A 23151-nucleotide genomic window follows, 5' to 3' on the forward strand; every position below is an offset into this window, starting at 1 on the left:
GGTGCGGACACAAGGGGCAAGACAGTGCTGGTGATTCGTGCCGATCTCGTCGACGCGATGGTCGCGCATGCTCGCGCCGACCATCCGGACGAGGCGTGCGGCGTGATCGCCGGGCCGGAGACCTCCGACCGGCCCGAGCGCCACATCCCGATGACCAACGCGGAGCGCTCGCCGACGTTCTACCGCTTCGACTCGGGCGAGCAGCTCAAGGTGTGGCGCGAAATGGACGAGGCCGACGAGGTGCCCGTCGTCATCTATCACAGCCACACCGCCACCGAGGCCTACCCCAGCCGCACCGACATCAAGCTCGCTGCCGAACCGGACGCACATTACGTACTGATCTCCACGCGCGACCCGGACCGCCACGAGCTTCGCAGTTATCGCATCGTCGACGGCGTCGTGACCGAGGAGCCGGTGACCGTCGTCGACTCCTACGAAAGCATTGCTGAAGGAGCACCAAAATGACCGTGAGCGTCTCGATCCCGACGATTCTGAGGAACCACACCAACGGCGAGAAGCGCGTCACCGCTCAGGGCGACACTCTGCAGGCGGTGATTTCGGACTTGGAGTCCAACTACTCCGGCATCTCAGAACGGCTTGTCGACAACGGCAAGCTGCACCGCTTCGTCAACATCTACGTCAACGACGAGGACGTGCGCTTTTCCGGCGGCCTGGACACCGAGATCAACGACGGCGATACGGTGACGATCCTGCCGGCAGTCGCAGGCGGATGACCCGCTACAACTCGCTTTTGCAGGCGCTCGGCAACACGCCGCTGGTCGGGCTGCCGCGGCTGTCGCCGAAGTGGGATGGCCCTGACCACGTGCGGCTGTGGGCCAAGCTCGAGGACCGCAATCCCACCGGCTCGATCAAGGACCGGCCCGCGCTGCGGATGATCGAAGAGGCTGAACGCCATGGGGTGCTGTCGCCGGGGTCGACGATCCTCGAGCCCACCAGCGGCAACACCGGCATCTCGCTGGCGATGGCGGCACGGCTCAAGGGCTACCAGCTGATCTGCGTGATGCCGGAGAACACGTCGATCGAGCGGCGCCAGCTGCTGGAGCTGTACGGCGCGCGCATCATCTTCTCGCCCGCCGAGGGCGGCTCCAACACCGCGGTGGCGCGGGCCAAGGAACTGGCTGCGCAGAACCCGTCCTGGGTGTTGCTGTACCAGTACGGCAACCCCGCCAACACCGCGTCGCACTACGAGGGCACCGGGCCGGAGCTGCTCGCCGACCTGCCGGAGATCACACACTTCGTCGCGGGCCTGGGCACTACCGGAACGCTGATGGGCACGGGCCGGTTCCTGCGCGAAAACGTACCCGGCGTCCAGATCGTCGCCGCGGAACCTCGCTACGGCGAAGGCGTCTACGCGCTGCGCAACATCGACGAGGGCTTCATCCCCGAGTTGTACGACCCCGAGGTGCTCACCACCCGGTACTCGGTCGGCTCCGCCGACGCGGTCCGGCGCACGCGCGAATTGATCGACACCGAAGGCATTTTCGCGGGCATCTCCACCGGAGCGGTGCTGCACGCCGCGCTGGGTATGGCGGCCAAGGCCGTCAAGGCGGGGCAGCGTGCCGACGTCGCGTTCGTGGTGGCCGACGCCGGGTGGAAGTATCTGTCGACCGGTGCCTACGCCGGTAGCCTGGACGAAGCCGAGGACGCGCTGGAAGGGCAGCTATGGGCATGATCGGACCGGGAGGCGGCACCTCGTCGGCACCGGTGCGGCACACCAAGAAGCGGTCCGTGACGCTGACAGGCGGCATCACCATCGTTACGTTCGTCGCATTGCTCTACGTCATCGAGTTGATCGATACGCTCAACCGCCACGACTTGGACGACAACGGCATCCGGCCTCTGGAAACCGACGGACTCTGGGGCATCATCTGGGCCCCGCTGTTGCATGCCAACTGGGACCACTTGATCGCCAATACCGGGCCGGCTCTGGTGCTCGGGTTCTTGATGACGCTCGCCGGGTTGGCGCGGTTCGTCTACGCGACTGCCATCGTCTGGGTCGTCGGGGGATTCGGCACCTGGCTGATCGGCAACGTGGGGAAACCGGCGTATGTGCCGGAGACCAACCACATCGGCGCCTCCGGTCTGATCTTCGGCTGGCTTGCGTTCCTCGTCGTGTTCGGCTGGTTCACCAGGCGGATCTGGGAAATCATGATCGGGGTGCTGGTGTTGATGGCCTACGGCACGGTGCTGCTCGGCGTGCTGCCCGGCACTTTCGGGGTCTCCTGGCAGGGCCATTTGTGCGGAGCGATCGCCGGAGTATTTGCCGCCTACGTGCTGTCCGGCCCCGAGCGCAAGGCGCGCGAACAACGCCGTCGGAAGGCGACGCCATACCTGACGTCGTGACATCTCGATTCGCGCCCATCGGCATCTTCGATTCCGGGGTGGGCGGCCTGACGGTCGCCCGCGCCATCATCGACCAGTTGCCCGACGAGGACGTCATCTACATCGGTGACACCGCGAACGGGCCGTACGGTCCGCTGACTATTCCCCAGGTGCGGGCGCACGCGCTGGCCATCGGCGACGACCTGGTGGCACGCGGGGTGAAGGTTCTGGTCATCGCCTGCAACACCGCGTCGGCGGCGTGCCTGCGCGACGCCCGCGAACGCTACGACGTGCCGGTGGTCGAGGTGATCCTGCCGGCCGTTCGCCGGGCCGTCGCCACGACGCGCAATGGACGCATCGGCGTCATCGGCACCGAGGCGACGATCGGCTCCGGCGCCTATCAGGACGCGTTCGCCGCGGCCCGCGACACCGTCGTCACGGGTGTGGCCTGCCCGCGCTTCGTCGACTTCGTCGAACGCGGCGTCACCAGCGGGCGGCAGGTGCTCGGCCTGGCCGAGGGATATCTGGAGCCGCTGCAGCGCGCCGGTGTGGACACCCTGGTTCTGGGCTGCACCCACTACCCGTTGCTGTCCGGCTTGATCCAACTCGTAATGGGCGATGCGGTGACGTTGGTGTCCAGCGCCGAGGAGACCGCGAAGGACGTCGTGCGTGTGCTCACCGAGCTGGATCTGTTGCGTCCGCACGACGCGCCGCCGGCGGCTCGGCTGTTCGAAGCAACCGGTGAGCCCGAGGCGTTCACAAAGCTTGCGGCGCGGTTCTTGGGCCCGGCGTTGGACGGCGTGCGCCCGGTCAGGCATCACGTTGGCTCGCGGACATGAGACAGCCCACTTGGTCCGAGCGTTTTGCTGCGATGTCTTCGTCAACAGCAGTTGCGGCGTGGCAAGCTAGTGGCTGTGCGAATCACCGTGCTCGGCTGCTCCGGCAGCGTCACCGGACCTGATTCGCCGGCGTCGGGCTATCTGCTGACAGCCCCGGGCGCTCCTCCGTTGGTCATCGACTTCGGCAATGGTGTGCTGGGCGCGCTGCAGCGCCACGCCGATCCCAACGCGGTGCATGTGCTTCTGTCTCATTTGCACGCCGACCATTGCATCGACCTGCCGGCCTTGTTCGTGTGGCGGCGCTACCACCCGGTGCCTGCGGTCGGCAAGGCGTTGATGTACGGACCGAGCGACACCTGGTCGCGGCTGGCTCAGGCCTCGTCTCCGTTCGGAGGCGAGGTCGACGACTTCTCCGACATCTTCGACGTTCGCCATTGGAATGACGGCGAAGAAGTGGAGTTCGGATCAGTGAGAGTGCTGCCGCGGGCGGTCGCTCATCCCACCGAGGCGTACGGGCTTCGGTTCACAGACGACTCGGGAGCGGTGTTCACGTTCAGCGGCGACACCGGCATGTGCGACGCGATCGTGGATCTGGCGCGGGGTGCCGACGTGTTCCTGTGCGAGGCGTCGTGGACGCATGCGCCGGGCAAGCGTCCTGAGCATCTGCATCTGTCCGGCACCGAGGCGGGTCAGATCGCGACGCTGGCCGGGGTGGGGGAGTTGCTGCTGACTCACATCCCGCCGTGGACGTCGCGGGAGGACATCATCACGGAGGCCAAAGCGGAATTCGACGGTCCGGTGCGGGCCGTGGTGTGCCAGGAGACGTTCGAGGTCAGCCGGTAGATGTCGAGCCGAGAGGATGGCCGCCTCGACGACGAGCTTCGGCCCGTCACCATCACACGGGGCTTCACGTCTCACCCCGCGGGCTCGGTGCTCGTCGAGTTCGGCGAGACCAGGGTGATGTGCACAGCCAGCGTCATCGACGGGGTTCCGCGCTGGCGCAAGGGAACCGGCGCCGGCTGGCTGACCGCGGAGTACGCGATGCTGCCGGCGGCTACGCACACCCGCTCGGATCGGGAGTCGGTGAAGGGCCGTCTCGGCGGGCGGACCCAGGAGATCAGCCGGTTGATCGGCCGGTCGCTGCGGGCGTGCATCGACCTGGCCGCATTGGGCGAGAACACCATCGCGCTCGACTGCGACGTGTTGCAGGCGGACGGCGGCACCCGCACCGCGGCGATCACCGGCGCGTACGTCGCGCTGGCCGACGCGGTGACCTATCTGTCGGCGGCCGGCAAGTTGTCGGACCCCAGACCGCTGTCGTGCATGATTGCCGCCGTGAGCGTGGGGGTGGTCGACGGGCGGATTCGCGTGGACCTGCCGTACGAGGAGGACTCGCGCGCCGAAGTCGACATGAACGTCGTCGCTACCGACACCGGAACGCTGGTCGAGGTCCAGGGGACCGGCGAGGGTGCGACGTTCCCGCGCTCGACGCTGGACAAGCTACTGGACGCGGCGCTGGGTGCCACCGAGAAGTTGTTCGACATCCAGCGGGCGGCGTTGGAATTGCCGTATCCCGGCGTGCTGCCGGAACGCCCCCCGCCGAAGAAGGCGTTCGGCAGCTGAGGTGACCCGGCTGCTCGTGGCGAGCCGCAATGCCAAGAAGTTGGCGGAGCTGCGGCGGGTGCTGGAAGCGGCGGGGTTGGCGTTCACCCTGCTGTCGCTGTCCGACGTGCCGGCGTTCGACGAGGCACCCGAAACCGGTGCGACGTTCGAGGAGAATGCGTTGGCCAAGGCCCGCGACGCGTTCGCCGCGACGGGGTTGCCGTCGGTGGCCGACGACTCCGGGCTCGAGGTGGACGCGCTGAACGGGATGCCGGGCGTGCTGTCGGCGCGCTGGTCGGGTTCTCACGGTGACGATGCTGCGAACAATGCGTTGCTGCTGGCTCAAATGCGCGACGTTCCGCTCGAGCGGCGGGGCGCGGCGTTCGTCTCGGCGTGCGCCTTGGTGCACGCCACCGGCGAGGTGGTGGTGCGCGGGCGGTGGCCGGGACGGATCGGGTCCGCACCACGCGGCGACGGCGGCTTCGGATATGACCCGATCTTCATTCCCGACGGACTCGAGTGCAGCGCGGCCGAGCTCAGTCCTGCTGAGAAGGACGCTCTTTCACACCGGGGTAGGGCGCTGGCCGCGCTGGTGCCGGCGTTGCGTACGCTCGCCCAGTCCTAGCTCGGGGCTACACCTTGAACTTGTCTTTGACCTCTCGAGTGCGGACCTGCTCGAGGATGATGCCGAGCAGCGGAATGGTTCCGGCGAGCAGGGTGCCGACGGTGGTCCACAGCGGCCAGCGGACCTTCACGGCCAGATTGAGCGTCGCCAATAGGTAGACGAAATAGACCCAGCCGTGCACGACGCCGATCCACGACGGCGGGTTCTCCACCTGCACCACGTATTTGACGACGATCTCGTAGCAGAGCGCGATGAGCCAGACGCCAGTCGCCCACGCCATCACCCGGTATGCGGTCAGGGCCGTGCGGATCTTGCTTGTCTCCGTGCTGCTTTCAGCGGTCATCGAATTGTCCTGTCGTGTCTCTTGTCGGCTTCGGCGAGTTCGGCTAGGTAGGCGTTGTATTCGGCGAGTGTGGGGTCTTGGGGTTCTTCGCGCGCCGGCCTCGGGCGCTCGGGCAGAAGATGTGGCGGGATCTCTGTCACCGTGTCGGGCTTGCGCAGCTGCGGCGGCTCTTCCTCGTAGCGGACGAACTTGCGGTAGGCATAGACGACGAACGCCGCGAACACCGGCCACTGCAGGGCGTAGCCCAGGTTCTGGCCGGTGCCGGAGGCGGACTCATAGCGTTGCCATTGCCACCACCCCAGCGCGAGGCAGGCCGCGGCGGCGACGATCACCAGCACGACGAGTGCTGGCCTTCTACGCCGTGTAGTGGGCATAGCTTGACGGTACCGCTGCGCACTCCAGCCCGACGAATTCATCCTCACCAGCGCGAACGTGAACTGGTTGCGCCGACACGCCGGGTCGGGCCGCAACCAGTTCACATTCGCGAAGTCAGGCCGTTGGATGCAAAGCGGTACGATCGCGAAGCCGCGGGCGTGGTGAAATTGGCATACACGCGGGGTTTAGGTCCCCGTGCTCGCAAGAGCGTGAGGGTTCGAGTCCCTCCGCCCGCACTCAACTCGACAGCCTGCTCTGCCGATCGTCAATGTGTTTTTCCCGCAAGCACCAACGGCCTCGCCGAGACGAGGGCGGTTGCGCCCGCCTAGGAGCGACAGTCGCGATGGTCAGGTGCGCCGCACTCCGCGGTCCAGAACCGAGGCCTCGAAATAGCTGGCCCGCGGCGGGTAGTGGCGCTTGGGGGCCTTCGTCCGCGGCGTGCGCGTGCGCCAATGTGGCAATTCGATACCTGCGATCGTCATCGGACTGACCTTTCGTGCTGGGCGTTCGATGACGTCGAAGCTATGTGCGGTCAGCGGCGGTGGCGTGCGTAGTCGACTACCCCACTGGTGTCGTCGACAACTGCGTCACGGCTGAGCCGACTGCTGCTGAGCGGCCTGCCGCGCGAGCCGGTCGTCGTGAATCCGCACCAGTTCCCGGAACCCCAGCCGGTGATACTTCGGCACCGGCTGGATCCCCCACTGGTCTTGCGCGGTGTCCTTCCCTTCAGCGCCCTCCGGGGGCCCCAGCACCGGATACGGGTACTTGCACTCCAGCGTGTCGTCGGAGTACCGCACCTTCAGCAGCTCGCTGCAGATCTCGGTCAGGCTCAACGTCGGATAGCCGTAGTAGATCGCCATGAAGGGGAGCGTGAACGCGCCTTCGATGACGAGCGCAACGAGGCACACCAGGACCGCCCGCTTGATCCACTTGTGCATGCGGGCGTAGTACGGGGTGGTGCCCGGCGGGAGCTCGGCGGCCTTGTCTTGGGGATCTGTGGTTGACGACGTTGTCATGCGGTGCTCCTTCGAAAGGCGTTCAGTCCGAGAAGATTTCGCGGTTGACGGTGTGCAGGTAGGGGATTGCGAGGAAGGGTGTGATGTAGAAGATGTCGTAGAGCCACCAGCCGATGACGGGGAAGACGACGCCGGCGTAGCGCACGTCGGCGTACATGGTCATGTTAAACACGTAGCCGATCCAGATCACCGCGCCCATCCAGCAGGTGATCACCATCCACTGGTGGCCCCAACGCTTCATCTGCAAAAACCCGATAGCGGCAGCGCACCTCATCGAGAAAACGGTGAGGATGAGCCCAGCGACCCAAGCCTTTTCGCCCGGGCCGGCCGCCCCACCCACCCACAGCTCGTTGTAGTGCCAGAAGTAGCCGGCGTCGAACATCGCGCCCCACCCGACCATCAGCACCCGGTTGATCAACGTGTGGTTCGCGACGAGGTCCAGCGCCCAGCCGAGGCTGTTGAGCGCGCCGTCGATCAACACCAAGTAACCGATCAGCGTGACGATCATCGGCCGAACCGAGAGCCCGGCGCGAAGAGCCTCACGTTGCAACCACACTCCGCGCATGAAGATCGGAAAGCCGACGATCCCCGGCGCCCACATCCCCATCAACGCCGCACCGGCGATCATCCACTTGTCGGCTCGGCGCTGGGCGTGGCGGGACGCGTTCTCATGCTCGTCGAGGCCCACAGCGCCCGAACGACGATGCAGCAGAGGCACATTCACAACTCCCACCAACCCCGGGCGAACGACATGTAGAGCTGGATGAGAAACATCACCAGCAGATAGCCGTAGATGAATATCTGAAAGACGATGAGCGCTCTTTTGCGTTTGCGTTCCTGCTGGTCCATCGTCGGCGCCCCTTTCTAGTGGTTGGTGAGCAAGCTCGCGGCGGCGATCTCCCGCAGCCCGTCGTGGATGGCTCCGTCAGTGGTCAGCGGCGCGAGGATGCATGCTTCTGCCGCCTCCATCTCGCGCGCGCCGGCTGCGATCAGCTGGGCCGCGGTCACCAGTGCCCGAGTCGACGGCGGCTCGAAGTGGAAGACTTGGTCTGCGGTGCGGATCGCGTTGGCGCACTGGACAAGTCGCCGGGCTGTCGACAGCTCCACCCCCGACTCCGCGACCACCACCTCTGCCTCTCGCTCGGGCGGCAGGTAATTCATGGGCAGTGTGGCGAACCGTTGCCGGAACGACGGTTTCAGTTCTTTCAGTGAGCTGCGGTACGCCGGGTTGTACGAGCACACGAGCATGAACGAATCCGGTGCTTCGACGACCTCACCCGCTCGGTCCAGGTACAGGCAGCGCCGGTGGTCAGTCAGCGAATGCAGAATCGCCAGGGAGTCGTGGCGCGCCTCGACCACTTCGTCGAGGTAGCAGATCGCTCCGGCCTTGACCGCCTTGGTGAGCGGCCCGTCCGTCCACACCACATCTCCGCCCGCCACCACGAATCGGCCGACGAGGTCGGAGCTGGTGAGGTCGTCGTGGCAGCTGATGGTGACAACAGGCCGTTCGAGCAGCAGACCCATGTGCTCGACGAGCCGCGTCTTCCCGCATCCCGTCGGCCCGGTGAGCATGACAGGTATGCGCTGGCGGTAGGCCCGCTCGAACAGCTGGACTTCGTTGCCGTTGGCCAGGTAGAGATCGGTTGTCATCTGTCCCCTCGGGTTTCGACGCTCACGCGGCGACCAGTTCGCGGTGCACATGTGCCAAGACGCGAGGCAGGTCCTCGACCCGCCGAATCCGTTGTGACCGCCGGGGTCCGAACACCTCCGGCAGCGGATCGACTCGCGTGGGACCCACGCCGACGTAGTAGACGGACACGCCCGCGTCGTTGGCTTCTTCCACGGCGTGGGCTACGTCGGCCCACGCATAGCGGCCCTCGTAGCCTTCGTCGGACATCAGCCCGTCACCGATCACGATGAGCAGTCGCCGTTGCGACGGCTGGGCCAGCAGCCTGCTCGTCAGGTGCCGCACCGGGGCGCCCAACCTGGTGTAGCCGCCGGTCGTCAGCCCCAGGCCACTGGGCGCCACGAATCGTGCATCGTGAAAGTCCTTGAGGCAGTGCACTTCGACGCGATGTCGCGTGTTGCCGGTGAACGCGAAGATGCCGTGTCGCTCTCGCGCGCGATTCATCGCTCGGGACAACGCGTCGGCGCACGCCAACTCCAGACGGAATATCCGGCCGCCGTGGACGCCCAACGACGAACTCGCGTCGAGCAACAGCGCTGTCGTGACGTCTCGGCCGCTGGGCAGCAACTCGCGAAAGATGAGCGGCTCCTTGGCTTCACCGCTCATCAAGTCGACGAAGTGGCTCACGTAGGAGTCGACGTCGAGGTCGGACCCGTCTTCGAGACGGTTGGTCATCGCGCGAAGTGTGTGCTCTTCGAACCACTTCCGCAGGTCGGCGAACACCGTCGCCGGGTCGGTCCGGTCGGTCCAGCGCGTGCGTTCGATGACGGCGACATGGTCCGGCAAGAAGCTGTGCGTCCACATGTTCCATTCGGGGTAGGGCACGCCTTGCCTGCGGTTCGGTGTGGCTTCGAGGTCGTCGTCTCGAGGTCTGCTGGGTGGGGGCAGGTTGGGATTGCGGACGCCGCCATCACCCCCGACCGGTACGGAATACGGTCGGGGACGGCGCTTTTGAGCGCTGGTCCAGGGCATCCTGCCGAATCTGCGAATGGCATCTGGTAGCCCATGAGAGGTGACCGACGCCGACGGCAAGGTGCCCAGGAGGGGATACTCCGGCAGCTCGTGTCTGGTGCGCGCCAGTTCGATCGCGCGGTCGAACATCGAAGCGGCATCGGTGTCCTGGTCGGCGACCTCGAGGCCGGGCAGCTGGCGGCGCATCTCGGCGAGCAGCCCAGGCCAACGCGCCGCCACCCAACCCAGCGCGACGCTACCCTCGACGAGCCTCAGTGCGTGACGTTCACGCGCCGACAGGTCGCTCAATCGGTATTGAGCGACAACGTCTTTCGACGGCGAGCACTGCAGTGCGACTCCGCACGTCAACGTCCGCCGCGTCCAGTCCGGCGCCGGCGGATAGGGGACATGCACGACGGTCGATGCCCGGTTCAACCCGAAGCTGCGACGCTCGCCGGTCACCAGGCGCGCCCCCTCGCGACGTCCACCGCTCAGGGCGACGGCCGTCAACGAACAGCTGTGCTCGAGCGCCAGCGGATCAGCTTCAGCGACGTCGGGCACGGTTCAGAAGGTGCCGATACTGGAGAACATCCAATACCAGAACGCGATGATGAGACAGGTGCCGCCCCAGGCGGCGACGTATCGAAGGATCTCCCATACCCAGGTCATGATCAGGACCTCCTAATTGTTCGGATGGCTGACGCCGGTCGGTGAGTGGAGTCAGTCGGAGAAGATTTCGCGGTTGACGGTGTGCAGGTAGGGGATTGCGAGGAAGGGTGTGATGTAGAAGATGTCGTAGAGCCACCAGCCGATGACGGGGAAGACGACGCCGGCGTAGCGCACGTCGGCGTACATGGTCATGTTAAACACGTAGCCGATCCAGATCACCGCGCCCATCCAGCAGGTGATCACCATCCACTGGTGGCCCCAACGCTTCATCTGCAAAAACCCGATAGCGGCAGCGCACCTCATCGTGAAGACGGTCAGGATGAGGCCGATCTCCCAGCCCTTTTCGCCGGGGCCGGCCGCCCCGCCGATCCACAGCTCGTTGAAATGCCAGAAGTAACCGGCGTCGAACATGTTGCCCCAGCCGGTGAGAAGCACCCGGGCCAGCAGGGTGTGGTTGGCCACCATGTCGAGAGCCCAACCGACGGTGTTGATGGCGGCGTCGATGATCACCAGGTAGCCGAGCAGGGTGACGAGCATCGGACGCACGGACAATCCGGCGCGGTGGGCGCGGCGCAGCAGCCACACTCCGCGCAGAAACAAGGGAAGCCCGAAGATGCCGAGCGCGGCGGTGCCGATGAGCATGCTGCCCGCGATCAACCACTTGTCGGCCTGCCGCTGCGCGAGCCGCGACTGTTCCATGTGCTCGTCGAAGCCAAGTCCGTCGGGCTGGACGGTCGCAGTCCCCGCTTTGCGGCGTCGGGTCGACAACGGCAGATTCACGGCATCTACCTTCGGACAAATACTGACTTAAGTCAATGAGTACGGCGTCTTCAGCGTCGGCCCTGCCGAATCTCGATGCTGCGCAGCGTTCTTGTGACGTAGTCGTCGAGCATCGCCTCGCGCGTCGGCCACGCGCTGGTGGTGGTCAACAGCGCATAGAGCCCGAGAAGGAAGAACACCGCGCTGTTCATGGGTGTCACTTCGGGGTCGACCTCACCACGCCGCTGCGCACGCTCGATCTCCTGAGCCACGGCAACGATCAAGGGGTGGTCCTTCTCGTTCTCGGACGGCGGCCGCGTCGGCGAGAAATGCAACGCCAGGAAATCCTTGAACAGCGCGTCGCCGAGTCGGCGCTCGAGGCCCACCACCAACCGGACCGCCTCTCGCAAGGTGGACACTAGATCTGGTGCTGACTCCAGAAACCGCTTGATTTGCTTGGCAATTCGGTCTTCCTCGCGGCGCTCCAGCTCTAAAAGGACGTGTTCCTTGGTGGGGAAGTGGAAGAAGAAGGTGCCGTGGGCGACGCCGGCGGCGGTGACGATTGCGCTGACGTCGGCGTCGGCGATGCCGGAGCGTTTGAATTCGGCGACGGCTGCACCCATCAGACGTTCCCTGGTTTGCAGGCGCTTGGCTTCCCGTGCCGAGGGCCGGTCGAGCGTTGCCAATCTTGTCGCCCTTCTTCCGTAACTGCCACGACCGTATCGCGTCTCAGCTGCGCCGGCCGCCACGATATTGACTTGAGTCAGTTTTCTACTTTAGATGAGCAGATCCCGTCGTCGCGGTGTCTTCCGAGGAGCTTGCATGGCGCTTGAGCAATTCGACTTGTCAGGGCAGGTCGCGATCGTCACCGGCGCCGGCAAGGGCGTCGGTGAGGGCATCGCCCGAGTCCTGGCCGAGGCCGGCGCGGCCGTCGTGGGCACGGCCCGCACGGAGTCGGACATCACGGCAACGATCGCCGACATCGAGAATGCAGGTGGAACCGGGCTCGCGGTTGTCGCCGACGCGATGAGTCGCGCGGACAGCGAACGCGTGGTGAACTCCGCGATGGAACGCTTCGGACGCATCGACATCCTGGTCAACAATGTCGGCGGCTCGACGTACGCGCGGTTTCTGGACATCACCGACGAGGATTTCAGGCACACCTTCGACTGGTGCGTGACATCCGCATTCGTCATGAGCCAGCTCGTCGCACCGCACATGCTGGCCGCCGGTCACGGCTCGATCGTCAACATCTCCTCCGGTGCTGCCCGATTCGGCATTCGCGCCCTGACCGCGTATTGCGTCGCCAAGGGCGCTTTGGAAGCGCTCACCCGAGCGATGGCGCAGGAACTCGCGCCGAAGATCCGCGTCAATGCAATCGCGCTCGGATCGTTCGCTACGGCGGGACTGCAAGGAAGTCTGGATCTGATGCCGGGGTCGCTGGAGAAGATGCTGGAAGCCACGCCGCTGCACCGCCTCGGCGACGTCGAGGACTTGGGACGGCTCACCGTGTATTTGGCGACCCGCGACTGCTACGCCACCAACGCGATCTTCCACGTGGACGGCGGCATCGACTCGAACAATTCACCACTGCCCATACCGGACTACTAGGGGTGGGTATGCGCAGGGTCATACAGTTCTCCACGGGCAACGTGGGCCGGCATTCGTTGCGAGCTGTGATCGGCCGCCCGGATCTGGAACTCGTCGGAGTTCATGCCGCCAGCCCCGAGAAGGTCGGTCGCGACGCGGCCGAACTGTGCGGGCTCGACCAACCGACCGGCGTTGTCGCCACCGACGACGTCGACGCGTTGGTGGCGCTGGGCGCGGACTGCGTCGTCTACACCTCCCGCGGCGAGACGCGGCCGATGGAGGCGATCGACCAGATGGCCAGGTTCCTGGCAGCCGGCACGAACGTCGTCGGTACCTCGATGGTGTGGCTGGTCGCTCCACACCACGCTGAGGAATGGCTGCGAGAGCCGTTGGAGCGGGCATGCGAGGCAGGCAATTCCTCGCTGTACGTCAACGGCATCGACCCCGGCTACTCATGCGACACCCTGGTGCACGCGGCGCTGTCGCTGACGACACGCGTCGTCTCGATCACCGTGCAGGAGATCTTCGACTACGGCAACTACGACGATGCCGAATTCACCGGTGCCGCAATGGGTTTCGGATCGAGTCCCGACGATGATCCGCCGCTGCTGTTCTTGCCCGGTGTCATCGTGTCGATGTGGGGCGGACAAGTGCGCAGCTTGGCGGACAATCTCGGCATCACACTCGACGAGGTGCGTCAACGGGCCGAGCGCTGGTTCACACCAAAGCGCATCGACTGCAGGATGATGACGGTGCAGCCCGGACACATGGCCGCCGTTCGGTTCGCCACCGAAGGCATGCGTGCCGGCGAACCGATCATCACGGCCGAACACGTCACCAGGCTGACGCCGGCCGCCGCGCCGGACTGGGCCTTCCCTCCTGACGGACATACCGGCGTGCACCGCGTCGTCGTGGACGGCGAACCGCGGGTGGAGATCAACACACATGTTTCGCATCCGGTCCTCGACGCCACCGACGCCGGCTGCATGGCCACTGCGGCTCGCGTGGTCAATGCGATCGAGTGGGTGTGCTGCGGCCCCAAGGGATTGATCGGCATCGACGACATCCCGCTGGCAGCCACCATGCGAGGTTTGGCCTGGAGGTAGGGATCCGGCCACATCTGCAAGCGCGACACCGTATGTTCGCGGGCGATGAACCTTGATCCGGACAACGCCTCCTCACTGAGGCTGAGGGTCGTCGAGTTGGGCACCACGGCCGGTAACGACGTCGAGGAGCCGTCTGGGCCGGTGATCGCGGTCGGTTCGGCAGCTGACATAGCGGCTCGACCGGCCTGGGTGCAAAACGCGACGTTCACCCTCACCGGCGACGAGGTGGCGGATCGCCGGGTCATCACCGTGCCCTCTGTCCAGGCCGCCGTTGCGGAGCTCGAGCAGCGCATCCAGCGGTGGCCTCAGGCCGCCGCGGCGTGTGACGACGTGTTGCGGGCGATCGATCCTGGGGCGCCGACGTGGAGCGGTCTGGTCACCGAGTCGCTGGCCTACTCGACGCTGCAGTCCGGGCGTGAGTTCGCCGAGTGGCTGCAAGCCCGGGGTGCCGCCAGGATGCCCACCACTGCCGAGCCGATTCTCGTCGAACGCCAGGGCGACTCGCTGGTCATCTGGCTGAACCGGCCGCAGCGGCACAATGCGTTCTCCACTGACATGCGCGCCGCGCTTCTCGATGCGCTGGCCGTCGCACGTGTCGACGACGCGGTGCGGGAGGTGGTGCTGGCGGGGCAGGGGCCGTCGTTCTGCAGCGGCGGTGACCTCGCCGAATTCGGGTCGTTCGCCGATCCCGCCACCGCACACTTTGCCAGGACCCGCCACAGCCCGGCGCGCGTCCTCGACGATCTCGCCAGCCGACTAGGGGAGCGCCTGGTCGCCCGTGTCCACGGCCAGGTGCTCGGCAGCGGCCTGGAGATGGCTGCGTTCTGCGGCCGGGTCGAGGCGCACCCCGAATCGCGAATAGGCCTGCCCGAGTTGGCCATCGGACTGATTCCGGGTGCGGGCGGCATGGTCAGCATCACCCGGCGGATAGGCCGCTGGCGCACGGCGTATCTCGTGTTGTCGGGGCACGTGCTGACCGCCGCAACCGCACTCGAATGGGGGCTGGTTGACGCGGTTACACAATGAAGCCATGAGCTCGTTCGCGCTGCCGGTGTCGCTGGTGTCGCAGGCTCGGCAGATCGCCGCCACTGTGGCCGAGCGCGTGACGGCACTGGGCGGGCGCCCGGTGCAGCTCGACGCCGACGAGCTCATCACCGGACGCGCGGCGTTGCTGGGTCTAGGACCCCCGACACGCATCTCGTCCGGTGGCGCAAGCCGACTGCTCAGGGCCCGAGACGGCTGGTGTGCATTGACGCTCAGCCGCCCCGACGACCTCGACGTGGTGCCCGCGTTGCTCGAGTCGCCCGACGTGGGCGCCAATCCGTGGCCTGCGCTGACCGCCGCCGTCGCCGCGTGCGAGGCCGCGGAGTTCGCGGCCCGCGCCAGGCTGCTCGACCTGCCTGTCGCCGTGCTCGGCGAAGTCGGCGCGAGGCCGCCTACGGTGGTCCGCCACGACACCGCGTCGACGCGTCCGATCACCGAGCTGTTGGTGGTCGACCTGTCGTCGATGTGGGCCGGCCCGCTCTGCGGCCGACTGCTTGCCGCTGCAGGCGCCATCGTCGTCAAGGTCGAATCCTCCGCGCGCCCGGACGGCACCCGCCGCGGCGACCCGCGCTTCTTCGCCTGGATGAACAGCGGAAAGCTCTGCTATTCAACAGAATTAGGTTCACCCGATCTTACCCGGCTGCTTCGCGCCGCCGATGTGGTGATCGAAGGATCCAGGCCGTCGGCCCTCGCACGCCACGGGCTGTCCGCTGACGCTGTCCCCTCGCGGCCCGGCCGGATTTGGTTGCGCATCAGCGGATATGGCGCCGCGCATCCGGACCGGACAGCATTCGGTGACGACGCCGCCGTCGCCGGGGGACTGGTCAACACCGGCGCAGACGGCCCGGTCTTCTGCGGCGACGCGGTCGCCGATCCGCTGACGGGGCTGACCGCCACCGCGACGGTGCTCGAGGCGCTGGCACACGGCGGCGGCGTGGTCGCCGACGTCGCGATGGCACCGGTTGCGGCGACGTATGCCCCTGTCCCGGGCGGCCCGGTCGAGGCCGTCGCACCCCAGAGTTCGGCGCTGCCAACAGAACCCGCCCACGAGTTGGGAGCCGACAACGCCCTCGTGCGCGAACTGGTCGAGACGCGGCTCGTCGCATGCTGATTCGGCGGGCGGCTCTGTTCGACGGTCGGGTCGTCGACGTCCGCGTCGACCAACAGATCACCGACGTCGCACCAACTCTGCCCGCCCGACCCGGCGAGACAGTCGTCGACGCCCGAGCGGGCGCTGTATTGCCAGGACTGCATGATCACCACCTGCACCTGCGGGCCGCTGCCGCCGCGCTTGATTCGATCTCTGCCGGAGAGGGGTTTGCCGACACGATCGCAGCGGCCACACCGCATCGTGACGGCTGGATCCGCGTGGTGGGCTACCACGAATCAATGGCGGGCTCGTTGACTCGAGCGATGCTCGACACCCTGCGCCCGGACGTTCCGCTTCGCGTCCAACATCGCAGCGGCGCCCTGTGGATACTCAATTCTCTTGCGCTGCAACGCATCGGCCACCCAGACCATCCAGACGGCCGCATTCCGAGCACCGATCCTCCTCTCGACGCCGTGCCGCGCCGCGCCCACGATTTCGAGGCGCTGAGCCGACAACTGGCACACTACGGCGTCACCGGTGTCACCGACGCCACCCCTGACCTCGAGCCCGGCGAGATGGCCCACCTGGCAACAGCTCTCAGGCAGCGTGTACGGTTTCTGGCTCCGGGCAAGAAGATTCTGCACGACGACGATCTCGACGTCGACGGGCTGACCGCGTGGATCGCCGACTGTCATGATGCCGGGGTGCCGGTCGCCATCCACTGCGTCACCGCAGCCCAGCTCGTGGTCGCCATGGCCGCGCTGCGCGCCGCCGGCGCACATGCCCGCGACCGCATCGAACACGCCGCGATGGTGCCCGACGGATGCCTCGGCGAACTCGCGACGCTTGGTGTGACGGTGGTGACCCAGCCGAATTTCATCGGTGAACGAGGCGACGAGTATCGAACCGACATCCCGGTCGACGAGCACTGTCAACTGTGGCGTGTGGCCTCGCTGATGCGCGCCGGCATCCGGGTCGCCGGCAGCACCGACGCCCCGTTCGGCGCGCTGGACCCTTGGGCGGCGATGCGCGCCGCGGTGACTCGCGCCACGCCGGCAGGGGAGGTTCTCGGCCCACATGAACGCATCGGTGCGCCGCGGGCGTTGCAGATGTTCCTCGGGTCGCCGGATCGTCCGTCCGAGCCGCGACGCGTCGAGCCCGGGCAGCCCGGTGACCTATGCATCCTGGCCGCCGCACCCCGCGAGGCTCTGCAGACGCTTTCCTCCGACATGGTGGTGGCCACGGTCGTCGGCGGCGAGATCGCCCAAGCACGCTGAAGACCGGTGCACGCGGAAACGCAGAAATGTATTCTGCCCGAGTGCAGAATCGGATCGCCTCGGCCGCGACCGCAGCGGTGCTCGTGGTCGCCGGTCTTTCCGGCTGCTCGTCGGACAAGCAGCCGAATCACCCCAGCCAGGCGACGGTTACCGTCAACGGCAATACGGTGGCCAGTAAACAGGCCGTGAAATGCATTCAGCAGCAGTGGTATTGGACCATCTCGATCGGCGACCAGAACGTCTCCGGGGTGAAGGCGATGGTCAACCGGGCCGGTGACAAGTTGACGGCCGAGTCCGTGCACATCGTGAACTTGGGTGGGTTCACCGGCACGTACTCCAAAGGCGACGGCGGTGACGCCAGCGCCAGCTTCGGCGCCGAGACCTTCACCATCAGCGGCACAGCCCAAGGTTTCAACACGTCCAAGCCCAGCGAGCCGGCAACCGCGACGTTCAAAATCGTCGCGACCTGCTAAGGCCGGGGTTCGCAAGCGCTCAGCTGCGGTTGCGCCGAACCTCTTTGAACGGCACACCGCGATCGGCCGCATATTCGCGCGGAAATCCCAAGACGCGTTCGCCGATCACATTGCGGGCCACCTCGGTGGTGCCGCCGCCCAGTGAGGCGGTCTGCCGGGACAGGAAACGCTCGCCGAAGCGGATCAAGCCGTCGCCGCAGTCCACCACGCCGGCACTGGCGGCGATCGCCATCGCGGTGTCGATCTCGAGCTGATGAGTCTCGGCGTGGGTGATCCGGATGATCGAGCCCGCCGCCGGCGGCAGCGAGCCGTCGTTCACGGCGTGATAGATGTGGTCGATCAGCTGCTCCTGTACGGCGCGGTGGACCAGCGCGCGGCCCGCCATCTCCTGCAGTCGCTCATTGTCGGCTTGTCCCAACGTTTCCAGGAGTGCTGCGAAGTCCACCGGCACGTCCGTCGTGCCCTCCGCGCCGATCCCGCTTGCGAATTCGGACCCGCCGCCGACAGCCCGGCGTTCGTGGTACAGCTGGCGTGATGCGACGCTCCAGCCGTTGTTCACTTCGCCGACGACCGCGTCGTCCCCGACTTCCAGTCCGTCGAAGAACTCTTCGCAGAACTCCTGTGAGCCGTTGACCTGTTTGATGCGGCGCAACGTGATTCCGGGACTCTTGATGGGCACCAAGAACATCGTCAGGCCCTCGTGCTTGGGCACGTCCCAGTCGGTGCGCGCCAGCAGCAGTCCGTAGTCTGCGGCGAACGCACTGGTGCTCCATGTCTTGGCGCCGTTGATAACCCACTTGTCGCCCACACGGTCAGCCCGGGTGATCACACCGGCGAGATCGGAGCCGCCGCTGGGTTCCGACAACAGCTGCACCAGCACTTCGTCGCCGCGGATCGCAGCCGAAATGTGCTGACGCTTCTGCTCTTCGCTGCCGGTGTCGAGAATCGTGGCACAGCAGATTGTGAACGTGGGCGTGTTGAGGATGATCGGCATTTCGTAGGAGCGGGTTTCCGCGTCGAATGCCTTCTGGTACTCGATCGGCAAACCGAGTCCGCCGTATTCACGCGGGAAGCAAATGCCCGCGAATCCGCCCTCGTACAGCCGCTTCTGGAGTTCTCGCGCCCGCAGCCATGGTCCTTCTTCGCCGCGTTCGACGCCGGGCGGCTTGTCGGGATCGATCCGCGGCATGTTTTCCGCCAGCCACGCCCGGGCCCGGGCGGCGAATTCGTCGACCGTCTCCGCGACCGGTGGCGGTGCCGATGCCGTCTCCGTCATGCCGACTCCAATTGTCGCGTCAGCGCGTACACACGCAGATTGTGATCCTCCGGGGTGCCGAACATCGAGCGGTACAAGGTGACGCGCCGCAGATACAGGTGCAGATCATGCTCCCAGGTCACGCCGATGCCGCCGTGCAGCTGGACGCAGTCCTGCACCATGGCCGGTGCCCGTTCACCCACATACGATTTCGCGACACTGACCGCCATCTCGGCCCCCGCCGACCGCCGCGACACCTCGCGGACAGCCGCGCGGGTGGCGGCACGGCAGGCCTCCAGCCCGATCTTCAGATCGGCGAACCGATGCTTGAGCGCCTGGTAGGACGCCAGCGGGCGGCCGAACGAATACCGGTCGAATGCCCACTGAATAGTGAAGCCGACCACGGTGTCGAGGATGCCTACCACCTCCGCGCACTGCAGTACCTGCGCGATCTGGGCCTGCCGCTCGATGAGCGCAGCGGTCTGCGCCGGTGTGCCGACCGCAGCAGATTCGTCAACCTGCACGCCATCGAATTCGACTCGGGCATAACGCTTCACCAGATCAACGGATCGCTGCGGCTCGACTCGCACACCCGGCGCATCGGCGGAAACCAGGAACTGGCGGACGGCTCCGTCGCACGCGGCGGCGACGAGAAACAGCGAACTCTCGGCGCCCGCCTCCACGCGGTCCTTGATGCCGTCGATGCGGAATCCCGACGACGTCGGGGTGGCCGTCACCGTCGCCTGCAGCGGCGCCCACGGTCTGCCCGGTTCGTACACCGCCCACGAGGCAATTGCCTCCCCGGACATCAGCGCCTCGATCGTCGTTGCGTGACCGGTGTTTTCGCTCGCGTCGACGAGACCGGCCAGTACTGTGCTCACCGGATGCAGCGGTCCCGGCGCGACGGTCTTGCCGATCAGCTCGGCGACAAGAGCCAGGTCCTCGATGCCGTTTCCGGAGACGCTTCCCCCGCCCAGCTCCTCGGGCACCAGCAGGCTCGTCCAGCCCAGTTCGGCTGCACGGCGCCACCATTCGGGCTCGAATGAAATGCCGGCAGCGTGCAGCTCACGAACTCGGCTAAGGGATGCCTCCTTCTCGAGGAACGACTGCGCTGTCGACGCGAAGAGCAGCAGCTCCGGGTTGGCGGCATTTGTCATGCGGGAATGACCAGCGGCGGCACGTCCGCGTTGTGGACGATCTCGTTGGGCACGCCGAACAGCTCGATCATGTTGCCGCCCATGACCTTTCGCTGGCCCTCTTCATCGAGGCCGGCCAGATCGTCGATGAGTTTGGTCGGCTCGGCCAGGCCCTCGGGGTGTGGCCAGTCGGAACCGAAGATCACCCGGTCGACGCCGATGAGGTCGGCCATCTGCTTGAAGTCGTCCTCCCAGAACGGCGCCACGTACACACAGCGCTTGAACGCCTCGATCGGGTTCTCCGGGAACTCCTGCGGCATCTTCTTGTAGGTGCCGTCGAACTGCTTGAACAGATACGGCACCCAGTCCGCGCCGTTCTCGATCGACAGCACGCGCAGATCGGGATTGCGGGTCAGCGCACCGTGGCAGACCAGCGCCGCCATCGAGTCCTCGATCGGCCGCTTACCCATCGACACCATCCGGAACGCGGTCGGCTTGAACGGCAGGTACTCGTCGGCGGGCTCCCAGTCGTTGAGGTACTCGGCGTAACCGGAGTCCGACGCGTGCATGGACACCGGGATGCCGGCCTTCACGCACGCATCCCAGAACGGGTCGAATTCGGGAAGCCCGAACGACCGAGTGCCCTTGAGGCCGGGCACCGGGGCCGGCCGAACCAGCACCGTCTTGGCGCCACGCTCCAGACACCACTCGAGTTCCTCGAGTGCGCGGTCCATGATGCCGAGGTTGATGACCGGCGTGGAGAAGATCCGGTCTTGGTAGTTGAACTGCCACGTCTCGTACATCCACACGTTGAGCGCGTGGATGACGTCGGCGATGAGCTCGGGATCGTCCTTCATCCGCTCCTCGACCAAGCTCGCCAGGGTCGGGAACATCAGCGAGTAGTCGAGTCCCAGTGAATCCATGACCTCCAGCCGGGCCGCGGGTTCACGGAACGCCGGGATCGCCTTCATCGGCTTGCCCATCACCTCGCGGAAGCTCTTGCCGCCGCTGCCGTGGCGGAAGTACTCCTCTTGGGCGCCCGGGCGGGCGACGACCTCGAAGGTGGGGTTCGGGATGTAGTCGCTGACCTGGTTGCGCACCATGATCTTGGTGCGGCCCCGGACCTCGATGTAGTCGATGACGTTCTTGCGATGGTCGGGCAAGAACTTGGTCAGCGCCTCTTTGGGTTCGTAGAAGTGGTTGTCGGCGTCGAACACCGGGAAGGGAAGCTGCCGGGCTGCCATGACCGTCTCCTGAAAATCTCGTTAGTCGAAAGTGGTAATGACATTACCACGCCCGGACCAGCCAGTCAGCTGCGGTCCGCGGCGCGGCCGATGCCGTGGACGCAGAACTCGAAAATGTGGTCGGAGTCGATCGGGACGCCGTTGAGTTCCGCGCCGAGCACCCGCAGTCGCATCGCGCCCAACACTGTCTGCATGATCAGCGCGGCCGTCGTCTCCACGTCGAGCTCGGCGCGGATGCTGCCCTCGGCGATGCCGCGGCGCAGGATGTCCTGGATCAACTGGTGCAGCGGCAGCAGCACGCGCGCGTATTCACCCGGGCGACTCTCGGCCAGATGGTCGTTGTAGAAGGTCAGGCCGCGGTTGATGCTGTCCTGGGTGTGCGACGCGGCGGGTGCGCAGATCCGGTCGACGAGCAGACGCAGCGCGGCGATGCTTTGCAGATTCGACGTTTCCTCGCGCCACCTGCCGGTGGACTCGGCCATGATCTTGTCGATCAGCGCCAGCAGCAGCTCGTCCTTGGACGAGAAGTGCTGATAGAACGACCGCAGTGAGGTCTTCGACCGCTCCACCACCTCGAGCACGGTGAAATCCGTGCGCCCGGTTTCGCCCAGAATGGCCAACGCGGACTTCATGAACCGGCTCGCGCGCGACTCGGTATCGGATGTCGCGGACCGACCGGCTCCGGTCTCCGTCGGTTGACCGGTCGGCTTCGCCATCGGCTCACCCTTCACGTCAGCGCTACAGGTATGAGAATGACGTTACCGCTTCCTCCACGCTCTAGGTACTGTGTTGCTCCGGTGCGCAATGGGGTCGACGAGTGAGGAAGACATGACGACGGATTCAGGGCAGACGCAATGGTCGGTCACCGGCCTGCTCGAGTTGTTCGACGTGCAGCCGAGCGGTGAGGATCGCTTCACCGCCCCGACGGGCATCGCCGGTGATGACGAACGTCAGGTGGTCGAGGGTTCCCAGGTGCTGTCGCAGTCGATTGTTGCTGTGGCAAAACGCTTTTCGGACAAGTCGGTGCGCTCGGTGCACGGGGTTTTCAGTCGTGCCGTGCTGGTCGGTACTCCGGTCGAGTTGATCGTCGACGTTGTGCACGAGGGCCGGTCCACCGCCACCGCTGTCGTGTCGGCCCAGCAGAATGGCAAGCGCTGCATGACGTTCACGGTGTTCGCCGACGTGCCGTCGGACGACGTGATCCGCCACCATCTGCCGCGGCCCCAGGTGGCGGCGCCGGCCGAGGCGAACCACTCCGAGATGCCGATGATCGGACGGCAGCTGCGCCTGGTCGACGTGGTCGACGTCAACAGTCCCGACGAAGTGGGGCCGCCCGAGTTGTACGCGTGGCTGCACTACGACCCGATTCCCGCCCGCGATGATCTGGCCAAGGCGTTGATCGCGTATTTTACTGGCCACCTTGGCATTTCGACCACGATGCGGGCACATGAAGGCATCGGGACCAGCCAGGCTCACCTCACGGTGTCGACGGCGCCGATGACGATCACGGTCAGCTTCCACGAGCCGGTGCGCTGGGACGGATGGCTGCTCTACAGCCACGAGAGCACACAGGTGGGCGCGGGCATGTCCTATGTGAGGGGCACCGTGCATACCGAGGAGGGCGAGCTGATTGCGTCGTTCACGCAGGACGCGATGATCCGTCCGCTGCGCACCACCGATACCGCGATCAAAGAGCAAGCGCGCCTGTAGCCGCCGTCGTGATTTCG

At 66.1% G+C, this 23151-nt stretch carries 29 protein-coding genes and 1 tRNA gene; 16 read left to right on the forward strand and 14 right to left on the reverse strand.

Translation table 11 applies throughout. From position 1 onward, the window contains the following. The first annotated feature begins 24 nt into the window (after nucleotides 1-24). The 8 genes from AC5Y39_RS02420 (at nucleotide 25) to rdgB (ending at nucleotide 5409) form a co-directional block, all read left to right on the forward strand. A complete protein-coding gene (locus AC5Y39_RS02420; protein WP_500015531.1) occupies nucleotides 25-465 on the forward strand; it encodes a M67 family metallopeptidase in 441 nt (146 codons plus the stop codon). Further along, nucleotides 462-734: a MoaD/ThiS family protein gene (locus tag AC5Y39_RS02425; protein ID WP_500015529.1), complete on the forward strand. Its 273-nt coding sequence runs from the start codon at nucleotides 462-464 to the stop codon at nucleotides 732-734. Before AC5Y39_RS02420 ends, AC5Y39_RS02425 begins: the two co-directional genes overlap by 4 nt. Next, entirely contained in the window at nucleotides 731-1693 is a 963-nt protein-coding gene (locus tag AC5Y39_RS02430; RefSeq protein ID WP_500015527.1) for a cysteine synthase, read from the forward strand. The genes AC5Y39_RS02425 and AC5Y39_RS02430 overlap by 4 nt, the downstream gene beginning before the upstream one ends. Next, complete coding sequence (locus AC5Y39_RS02435) at nucleotides 1684-2364, forward strand: rhomboid family intramembrane serine protease (protein ID WP_500015525.1); 681 nt, start codon at nucleotides 1684-1686, stop codon at nucleotides 2362-2364. The genes AC5Y39_RS02430 and AC5Y39_RS02435 overlap by 10 nt, the downstream gene beginning before the upstream one ends. Beyond that, nucleotides 2361-3182 (forward strand): glutamate racemase, encoded by an 822-nt coding sequence (gene murI / locus AC5Y39_RS02440; RefSeq protein WP_500015523.1) that lies wholly within the window; start codon nucleotides 2361-2363, stop codon nucleotides 3180-3182. The genes AC5Y39_RS02435 and murI overlap by 4 nt, the downstream gene beginning before the upstream one ends. A gap of 69 nt (nucleotides 3183-3251) precedes the next feature. Continuing rightward, nucleotides 3252-4025 (forward strand): cyclic nucleotide-degrading phosphodiesterase, encoded by a 774-nt coding sequence (locus AC5Y39_RS02445; protein WP_499909259.1) that lies wholly within the window; start codon nucleotides 3252-3254, stop codon nucleotides 4023-4025. Then, nucleotides 4026-4805 carry a ribonuclease PH gene (gene rph, locus AC5Y39_RS02450; RefSeq protein WP_500015521.1) on the forward strand — a complete coding sequence of 260 codons (780 nt, stop codon included), beginning with the start codon at nucleotides 4026-4028 and terminating at the stop codon, nucleotides 4803-4805. Between the two features lies 1 nt (nucleotide 4806). Beyond that, nucleotides 4807-5409, forward strand: coding sequence for an RdgB/HAM1 family non-canonical purine NTP pyrophosphatase (gene rdgB, locus AC5Y39_RS02455; RefSeq protein ID WP_500015519.1), 603 nt, complete (start codon nucleotides 4807-4809; stop codon nucleotides 5407-5409). Between the two features lie 7 nt (nucleotides 5410-5416). Here rdgB and AC5Y39_RS02460 read toward each other — a convergent pair whose 3' ends face one another. Continuing rightward, nucleotides 5417-5752, reverse strand: coding sequence for a DUF3817 domain-containing protein (locus tag AC5Y39_RS02460; RefSeq protein ID WP_500015517.1), 336 nt, complete (start codon nucleotides 5750-5752; stop codon nucleotides 5417-5419). After that, on the reverse strand, nucleotides 5749-6126 hold the full coding sequence (locus tag AC5Y39_RS02465) for a hypothetical protein (RefSeq protein WP_500015515.1): 378 nt from the start codon (nucleotides 6124-6126) through the stop codon (nucleotides 5749-5751). Before AC5Y39_RS02465 ends, AC5Y39_RS02460 begins: the two co-directional genes overlap by 4 nt. 153 nt (nucleotides 6127-6279) lie before the next feature. On the opposite strand from AC5Y39_RS02465, the gene AC5Y39_RS02470 reads away from it, so the two are divergent. Continuing rightward, nucleotides 6280-6363: transfer RNA gene (locus tag AC5Y39_RS02470), tRNA-Leu, on the forward strand. Nucleotides 6364-6474: 111 nt separating this feature from the next. Here AC5Y39_RS02470 and AC5Y39_RS02475 read toward each other — a convergent pair. The 8 genes from AC5Y39_RS02475 to AC5Y39_RS02510 form a co-directional block, all read right to left on the reverse strand. After that, a complete protein-coding gene (locus tag AC5Y39_RS02475) occupies nucleotides 6475-6609 on the reverse strand; it encodes a hypothetical protein (RefSeq protein WP_500015513.1) in 135 nt (44 codons plus the stop codon). A 105-nt stretch (nucleotides 6610-6714) separates the two neighbouring features. Beyond that, nucleotides 6715-7143, reverse strand: a complete 429-nt coding sequence (locus tag AC5Y39_RS02480) for a hypothetical protein (protein WP_500015511.1) — start codon at nucleotides 7141-7143, stop codon at nucleotides 6715-6717. A gap of 22 nt (nucleotides 7144-7165) precedes the next feature. Beyond that, on the reverse strand, nucleotides 7166-7867 hold the full coding sequence (locus tag AC5Y39_RS02485) for a hypothetical protein (RefSeq protein ID WP_500015509.1): 702 nt from the start codon (nucleotides 7865-7867) through the stop codon (nucleotides 7166-7168). Further along, nucleotides 7864-7992: a hypothetical protein gene (locus tag AC5Y39_RS02490; RefSeq protein WP_500015507.1), complete on the reverse strand. Its 129-nt coding sequence runs from the start codon at nucleotides 7990-7992 to the stop codon at nucleotides 7864-7866. The genes AC5Y39_RS02485 and AC5Y39_RS02490 overlap by 4 nt, the downstream gene beginning before the upstream one ends. 15 nt (nucleotides 7993-8007) lie before the next feature. After that, nucleotides 8008-8793, reverse strand: a complete 786-nt coding sequence (locus AC5Y39_RS02495; RefSeq protein WP_500015506.1) for a CbbQ/NirQ/NorQ/GpvN family protein — start codon at nucleotides 8791-8793, stop codon at nucleotides 8008-8010. Between the two features lie 22 nt (nucleotides 8794-8815). Next, nucleotides 8816-10342 carry a nitric oxide reductase activation protein NorD gene (locus AC5Y39_RS02500; RefSeq protein WP_500015504.1) on the reverse strand — a complete coding sequence of 509 codons (1527 nt, stop codon included), beginning with the start codon at nucleotides 10340-10342 and terminating at the stop codon, nucleotides 8816-8818. Between the two features lie 159 nt (nucleotides 10343-10501). Continuing rightward, complete coding sequence (locus AC5Y39_RS02505) at nucleotides 10502-11149, reverse strand: hypothetical protein (protein WP_500015621.1); 648 nt, start codon at nucleotides 11147-11149, stop codon at nucleotides 10502-10504. 131 nt (nucleotides 11150-11280) lie between these two features. Beyond that, entirely contained in the window at nucleotides 11281-11895 is a 615-nt protein-coding gene (locus AC5Y39_RS02510; RefSeq protein WP_500015503.1) for a TetR/AcrR family transcriptional regulator, read from the reverse strand. 136 nt (nucleotides 11896-12031) lie between these two features. Between AC5Y39_RS02510 and AC5Y39_RS02515 the strand changes: the two genes are divergently transcribed. From AC5Y39_RS02515 to AC5Y39_RS02540, 6 genes are read left to right on the forward strand one after another with little or no spacing between them, the layout of a single operon-like run. Then, nucleotides 12032-12820, forward strand: coding sequence for an SDR family NAD(P)-dependent oxidoreductase (locus AC5Y39_RS02515; RefSeq protein ID WP_500048136.1), 789 nt, complete (start codon nucleotides 12032-12034; stop codon nucleotides 12818-12820). An 8-nt stretch (nucleotides 12821-12828) separates the two neighbouring features. Further along, complete coding sequence (locus tag AC5Y39_RS02520; RefSeq protein WP_500015499.1) at nucleotides 12829-13905, forward strand: NAD(P)H-dependent amine dehydrogenase family protein; 1077 nt, start codon at nucleotides 12829-12831, stop codon at nucleotides 13903-13905. Between the two features lie 45 nt (nucleotides 13906-13950). Beyond that, the gene (locus AC5Y39_RS02525) at nucleotides 13951-14931 is read left to right on the forward strand and encodes an enoyl-CoA hydratase/isomerase family protein (RefSeq protein ID WP_500015497.1); all 981 of its coding nucleotides are present in this window, start codon (nucleotides 13951-13953) and stop codon (nucleotides 14929-14931) included. A 4-nt stretch (nucleotides 14932-14935) separates the two neighbouring features. Beyond that, nucleotides 14936-16060 carry a CoA transferase gene (locus AC5Y39_RS02530; protein ID WP_500015495.1) on the forward strand — a complete coding sequence of 375 codons (1125 nt, stop codon included), beginning with the start codon at nucleotides 14936-14938 and terminating at the stop codon, nucleotides 16058-16060. Next, nucleotides 16054-17316 carry an amidohydrolase family protein gene (locus AC5Y39_RS02535; protein WP_500015493.1) on the forward strand — a complete coding sequence of 421 codons (1263 nt, stop codon included), beginning with the start codon at nucleotides 16054-16056 and terminating at the stop codon, nucleotides 17314-17316. The genes AC5Y39_RS02530 and AC5Y39_RS02535 overlap by 7 nt, the downstream gene beginning before the upstream one ends. Nucleotides 17317-17357: 41 nt before the next feature. After that, nucleotides 17358-17789 (forward strand): lipoprotein LpqH, encoded by a 432-nt coding sequence (locus AC5Y39_RS02540; protein ID WP_500015491.1) that lies wholly within the window; start codon nucleotides 17358-17360, stop codon nucleotides 17787-17789. A gap of 19 nt (nucleotides 17790-17808) precedes the next feature. Here the strand turns inward: AC5Y39_RS02540 and AC5Y39_RS02545 are convergent, their stop codons facing one another. The 4 genes from AC5Y39_RS02545 to AC5Y39_RS02560 all read right to left on the reverse strand — a co-directional run bounded on the left by AC5Y39_RS02545 (nucleotide 17809) and on the right by AC5Y39_RS02560 (nucleotide 22140). After that, on the reverse strand, nucleotides 17809-19065 hold the full coding sequence (locus tag AC5Y39_RS02545) for an acyl-CoA dehydrogenase family protein (protein WP_500015489.1): 1257 nt from the start codon (nucleotides 19063-19065) through the stop codon (nucleotides 17809-17811). Continuing rightward, nucleotides 19062-20201, reverse strand: a complete 1140-nt coding sequence (locus AC5Y39_RS02550; RefSeq protein ID WP_500015488.1) for an acyl-CoA dehydrogenase family protein — start codon at nucleotides 20199-20201, stop codon at nucleotides 19062-19064. Before AC5Y39_RS02550 ends, AC5Y39_RS02545 begins: the two co-directional genes overlap by 4 nt. Next, nucleotides 20198-21424, reverse strand: coding sequence for an amidohydrolase family protein (locus AC5Y39_RS02555; RefSeq protein WP_500015486.1), 1227 nt, complete (start codon nucleotides 21422-21424; stop codon nucleotides 20198-20200). The genes AC5Y39_RS02550 and AC5Y39_RS02555 overlap by 4 nt, the downstream gene beginning before the upstream one ends. A gap of 65 nt (nucleotides 21425-21489) precedes the next feature. Further along, nucleotides 21490-22140, reverse strand: a complete 651-nt coding sequence (locus tag AC5Y39_RS02560) for a TetR/AcrR family transcriptional regulator (protein WP_500015485.1) — start codon at nucleotides 22138-22140, stop codon at nucleotides 21490-21492. A 112-nt stretch (nucleotides 22141-22252) separates the two neighbouring features. Here AC5Y39_RS02560 and AC5Y39_RS02565 point away from each other — a divergent pair, with 112 nt between their 5' ends. Beyond that, a complete protein-coding gene (locus AC5Y39_RS02565) occupies nucleotides 22253-23134 on the forward strand; it encodes an acyl-CoA thioesterase (protein ID WP_500015483.1) in 882 nt (293 codons plus the stop codon). The last annotated feature ends 17 nt before the right edge of the window (nucleotides 23135-23151 follow it).

The sequence above is a fragment of the Mycobacterium sp. NGS39 genome (assembly GCF_059812765.1).

What these genes read in the sequence shown, in the direction of transcription:
- AC5Y39_RS02425 (WP_500015529.1), top strand. Translation starts at nt 462, where the DNA reads ATGACCGTGAGCGTCTCGATCCCGACGATTCTGAGGAACCACACCAAC.
- AC5Y39_RS02430 (WP_500015527.1), top strand. Translation starts at nt 731, where the DNA reads ATGACCCGCTACAACTCGCTTTTGCAGGCGCTCGGCAACACGCCGCTG.
- AC5Y39_RS02435 (WP_500015525.1), top strand. Translation starts at nt 1,684, where the DNA reads ATGGGCATGATCGGACCGGGAGGCGGCACCTCGTCGGCACCGGTGCGG.
- rph (WP_500015521.1), top strand. Translation starts at nt 4,026, where the DNA reads ATGTCGAGCCGAGAGGATGGCCGCCTCGACGACGAGCTTCGGCCCGTC.
- AC5Y39_RS02460 (WP_500015517.1), bottom strand. Translation starts at nt 5,752, where the DNA reads ATGACCGCTGAAAGCAGCACGGAGACAAGCAAGATCCGCACGGCCCTG.
- AC5Y39_RS02465 (WP_500015515.1), bottom strand. Translation starts at nt 6,126, where the DNA reads ATGCCCACTACACGGCGTAGAAGGCCAGCACTCGTCGTGCTGGTGATC.
- AC5Y39_RS02475 (WP_500015513.1), bottom strand. Translation starts at nt 6,609, where the DNA reads ATGACGATCGCAGGTATCGAATTGCCACATTGGCGCACGCGCACGCCG.
- AC5Y39_RS02480 (WP_500015511.1), bottom strand. Translation starts at nt 7,143, where the DNA reads ATGACAACGTCGTCAACCACAGATCCCCAAGACAAGGCCGCCGAGCTC.
- AC5Y39_RS02490 (WP_500015507.1), bottom strand. Translation starts at nt 7,992, where the DNA reads ATGGACCAGCAGGAACGCAAACGCAAAAGAGCGCTCATCGTCTTTCAG.
- AC5Y39_RS02495 (WP_500015506.1), bottom strand. Translation starts at nt 8,793, where the DNA reads ATGACAACCGATCTCTACCTGGCCAACGGCAACGAAGTCCAGCTGTTC.
- AC5Y39_RS02505 (WP_500015621.1), bottom strand. Translation starts at nt 11,149, where the DNA reads ATGGAACAGTCGCGGCTCGCGCAGCGGCAGGCCGACAAGTGGTTGATC.
- AC5Y39_RS02515 (WP_500048136.1), top strand. Translation starts at nt 12,032, where the DNA reads ATGGCGCTTGAGCAATTCGACTTGTCAGGGCAGGTCGCGATCGTCACC.
- AC5Y39_RS02520 (WP_500015499.1), top strand. Translation starts at nt 12,829, where the DNA reads ATGCGCAGGGTCATACAGTTCTCCACGGGCAACGTGGGCCGGCATTCG.
- AC5Y39_RS02525 (WP_500015497.1), top strand. Translation starts at nt 13,951, where the DNA reads ATGAACCTTGATCCGGACAACGCCTCCTCACTGAGGCTGAGGGTCGTC.
- AC5Y39_RS02530 (WP_500015495.1), top strand. Translation starts at nt 14,936, where the DNA reads ATGAGCTCGTTCGCGCTGCCGGTGTCGCTGGTGTCGCAGGCTCGGCAG.
- AC5Y39_RS02535 (WP_500015493.1), top strand. Translation starts at nt 16,054, where the DNA reads ATGCTGATTCGGCGGGCGGCTCTGTTCGACGGTCGGGTCGTCGACGTC.
- AC5Y39_RS02545 (WP_500015489.1), bottom strand. Translation starts at nt 19,065, where the DNA reads ATGACGGAGACGGCATCGGCACCGCCACCGGTCGCGGAGACGGTCGAC.
- AC5Y39_RS02550 (WP_500015488.1), bottom strand. Translation starts at nt 20,201, where the DNA reads ATGACAAATGCCGCCAACCCGGAGCTGCTGCTCTTCGCGTCGACAGCG.
- AC5Y39_RS02555 (WP_500015486.1), bottom strand. Translation starts at nt 21,424, where the DNA reads ATGGCAGCCCGGCAGCTTCCCTTCCCGGTGTTCGACGCCGACAACCAC.
- AC5Y39_RS02560 (WP_500015485.1), bottom strand. Translation starts at nt 22,140, where the DNA reads ATGGCGAAGCCGACCGGTCAACCGACGGAGACCGGAGCCGGTCGGTCC.
- AC5Y39_RS02565 (WP_500015483.1), top strand. Translation starts at nt 22,253, where the DNA reads ATGACGACGGATTCAGGGCAGACGCAATGGTCGGTCACCGGCCTGCTC.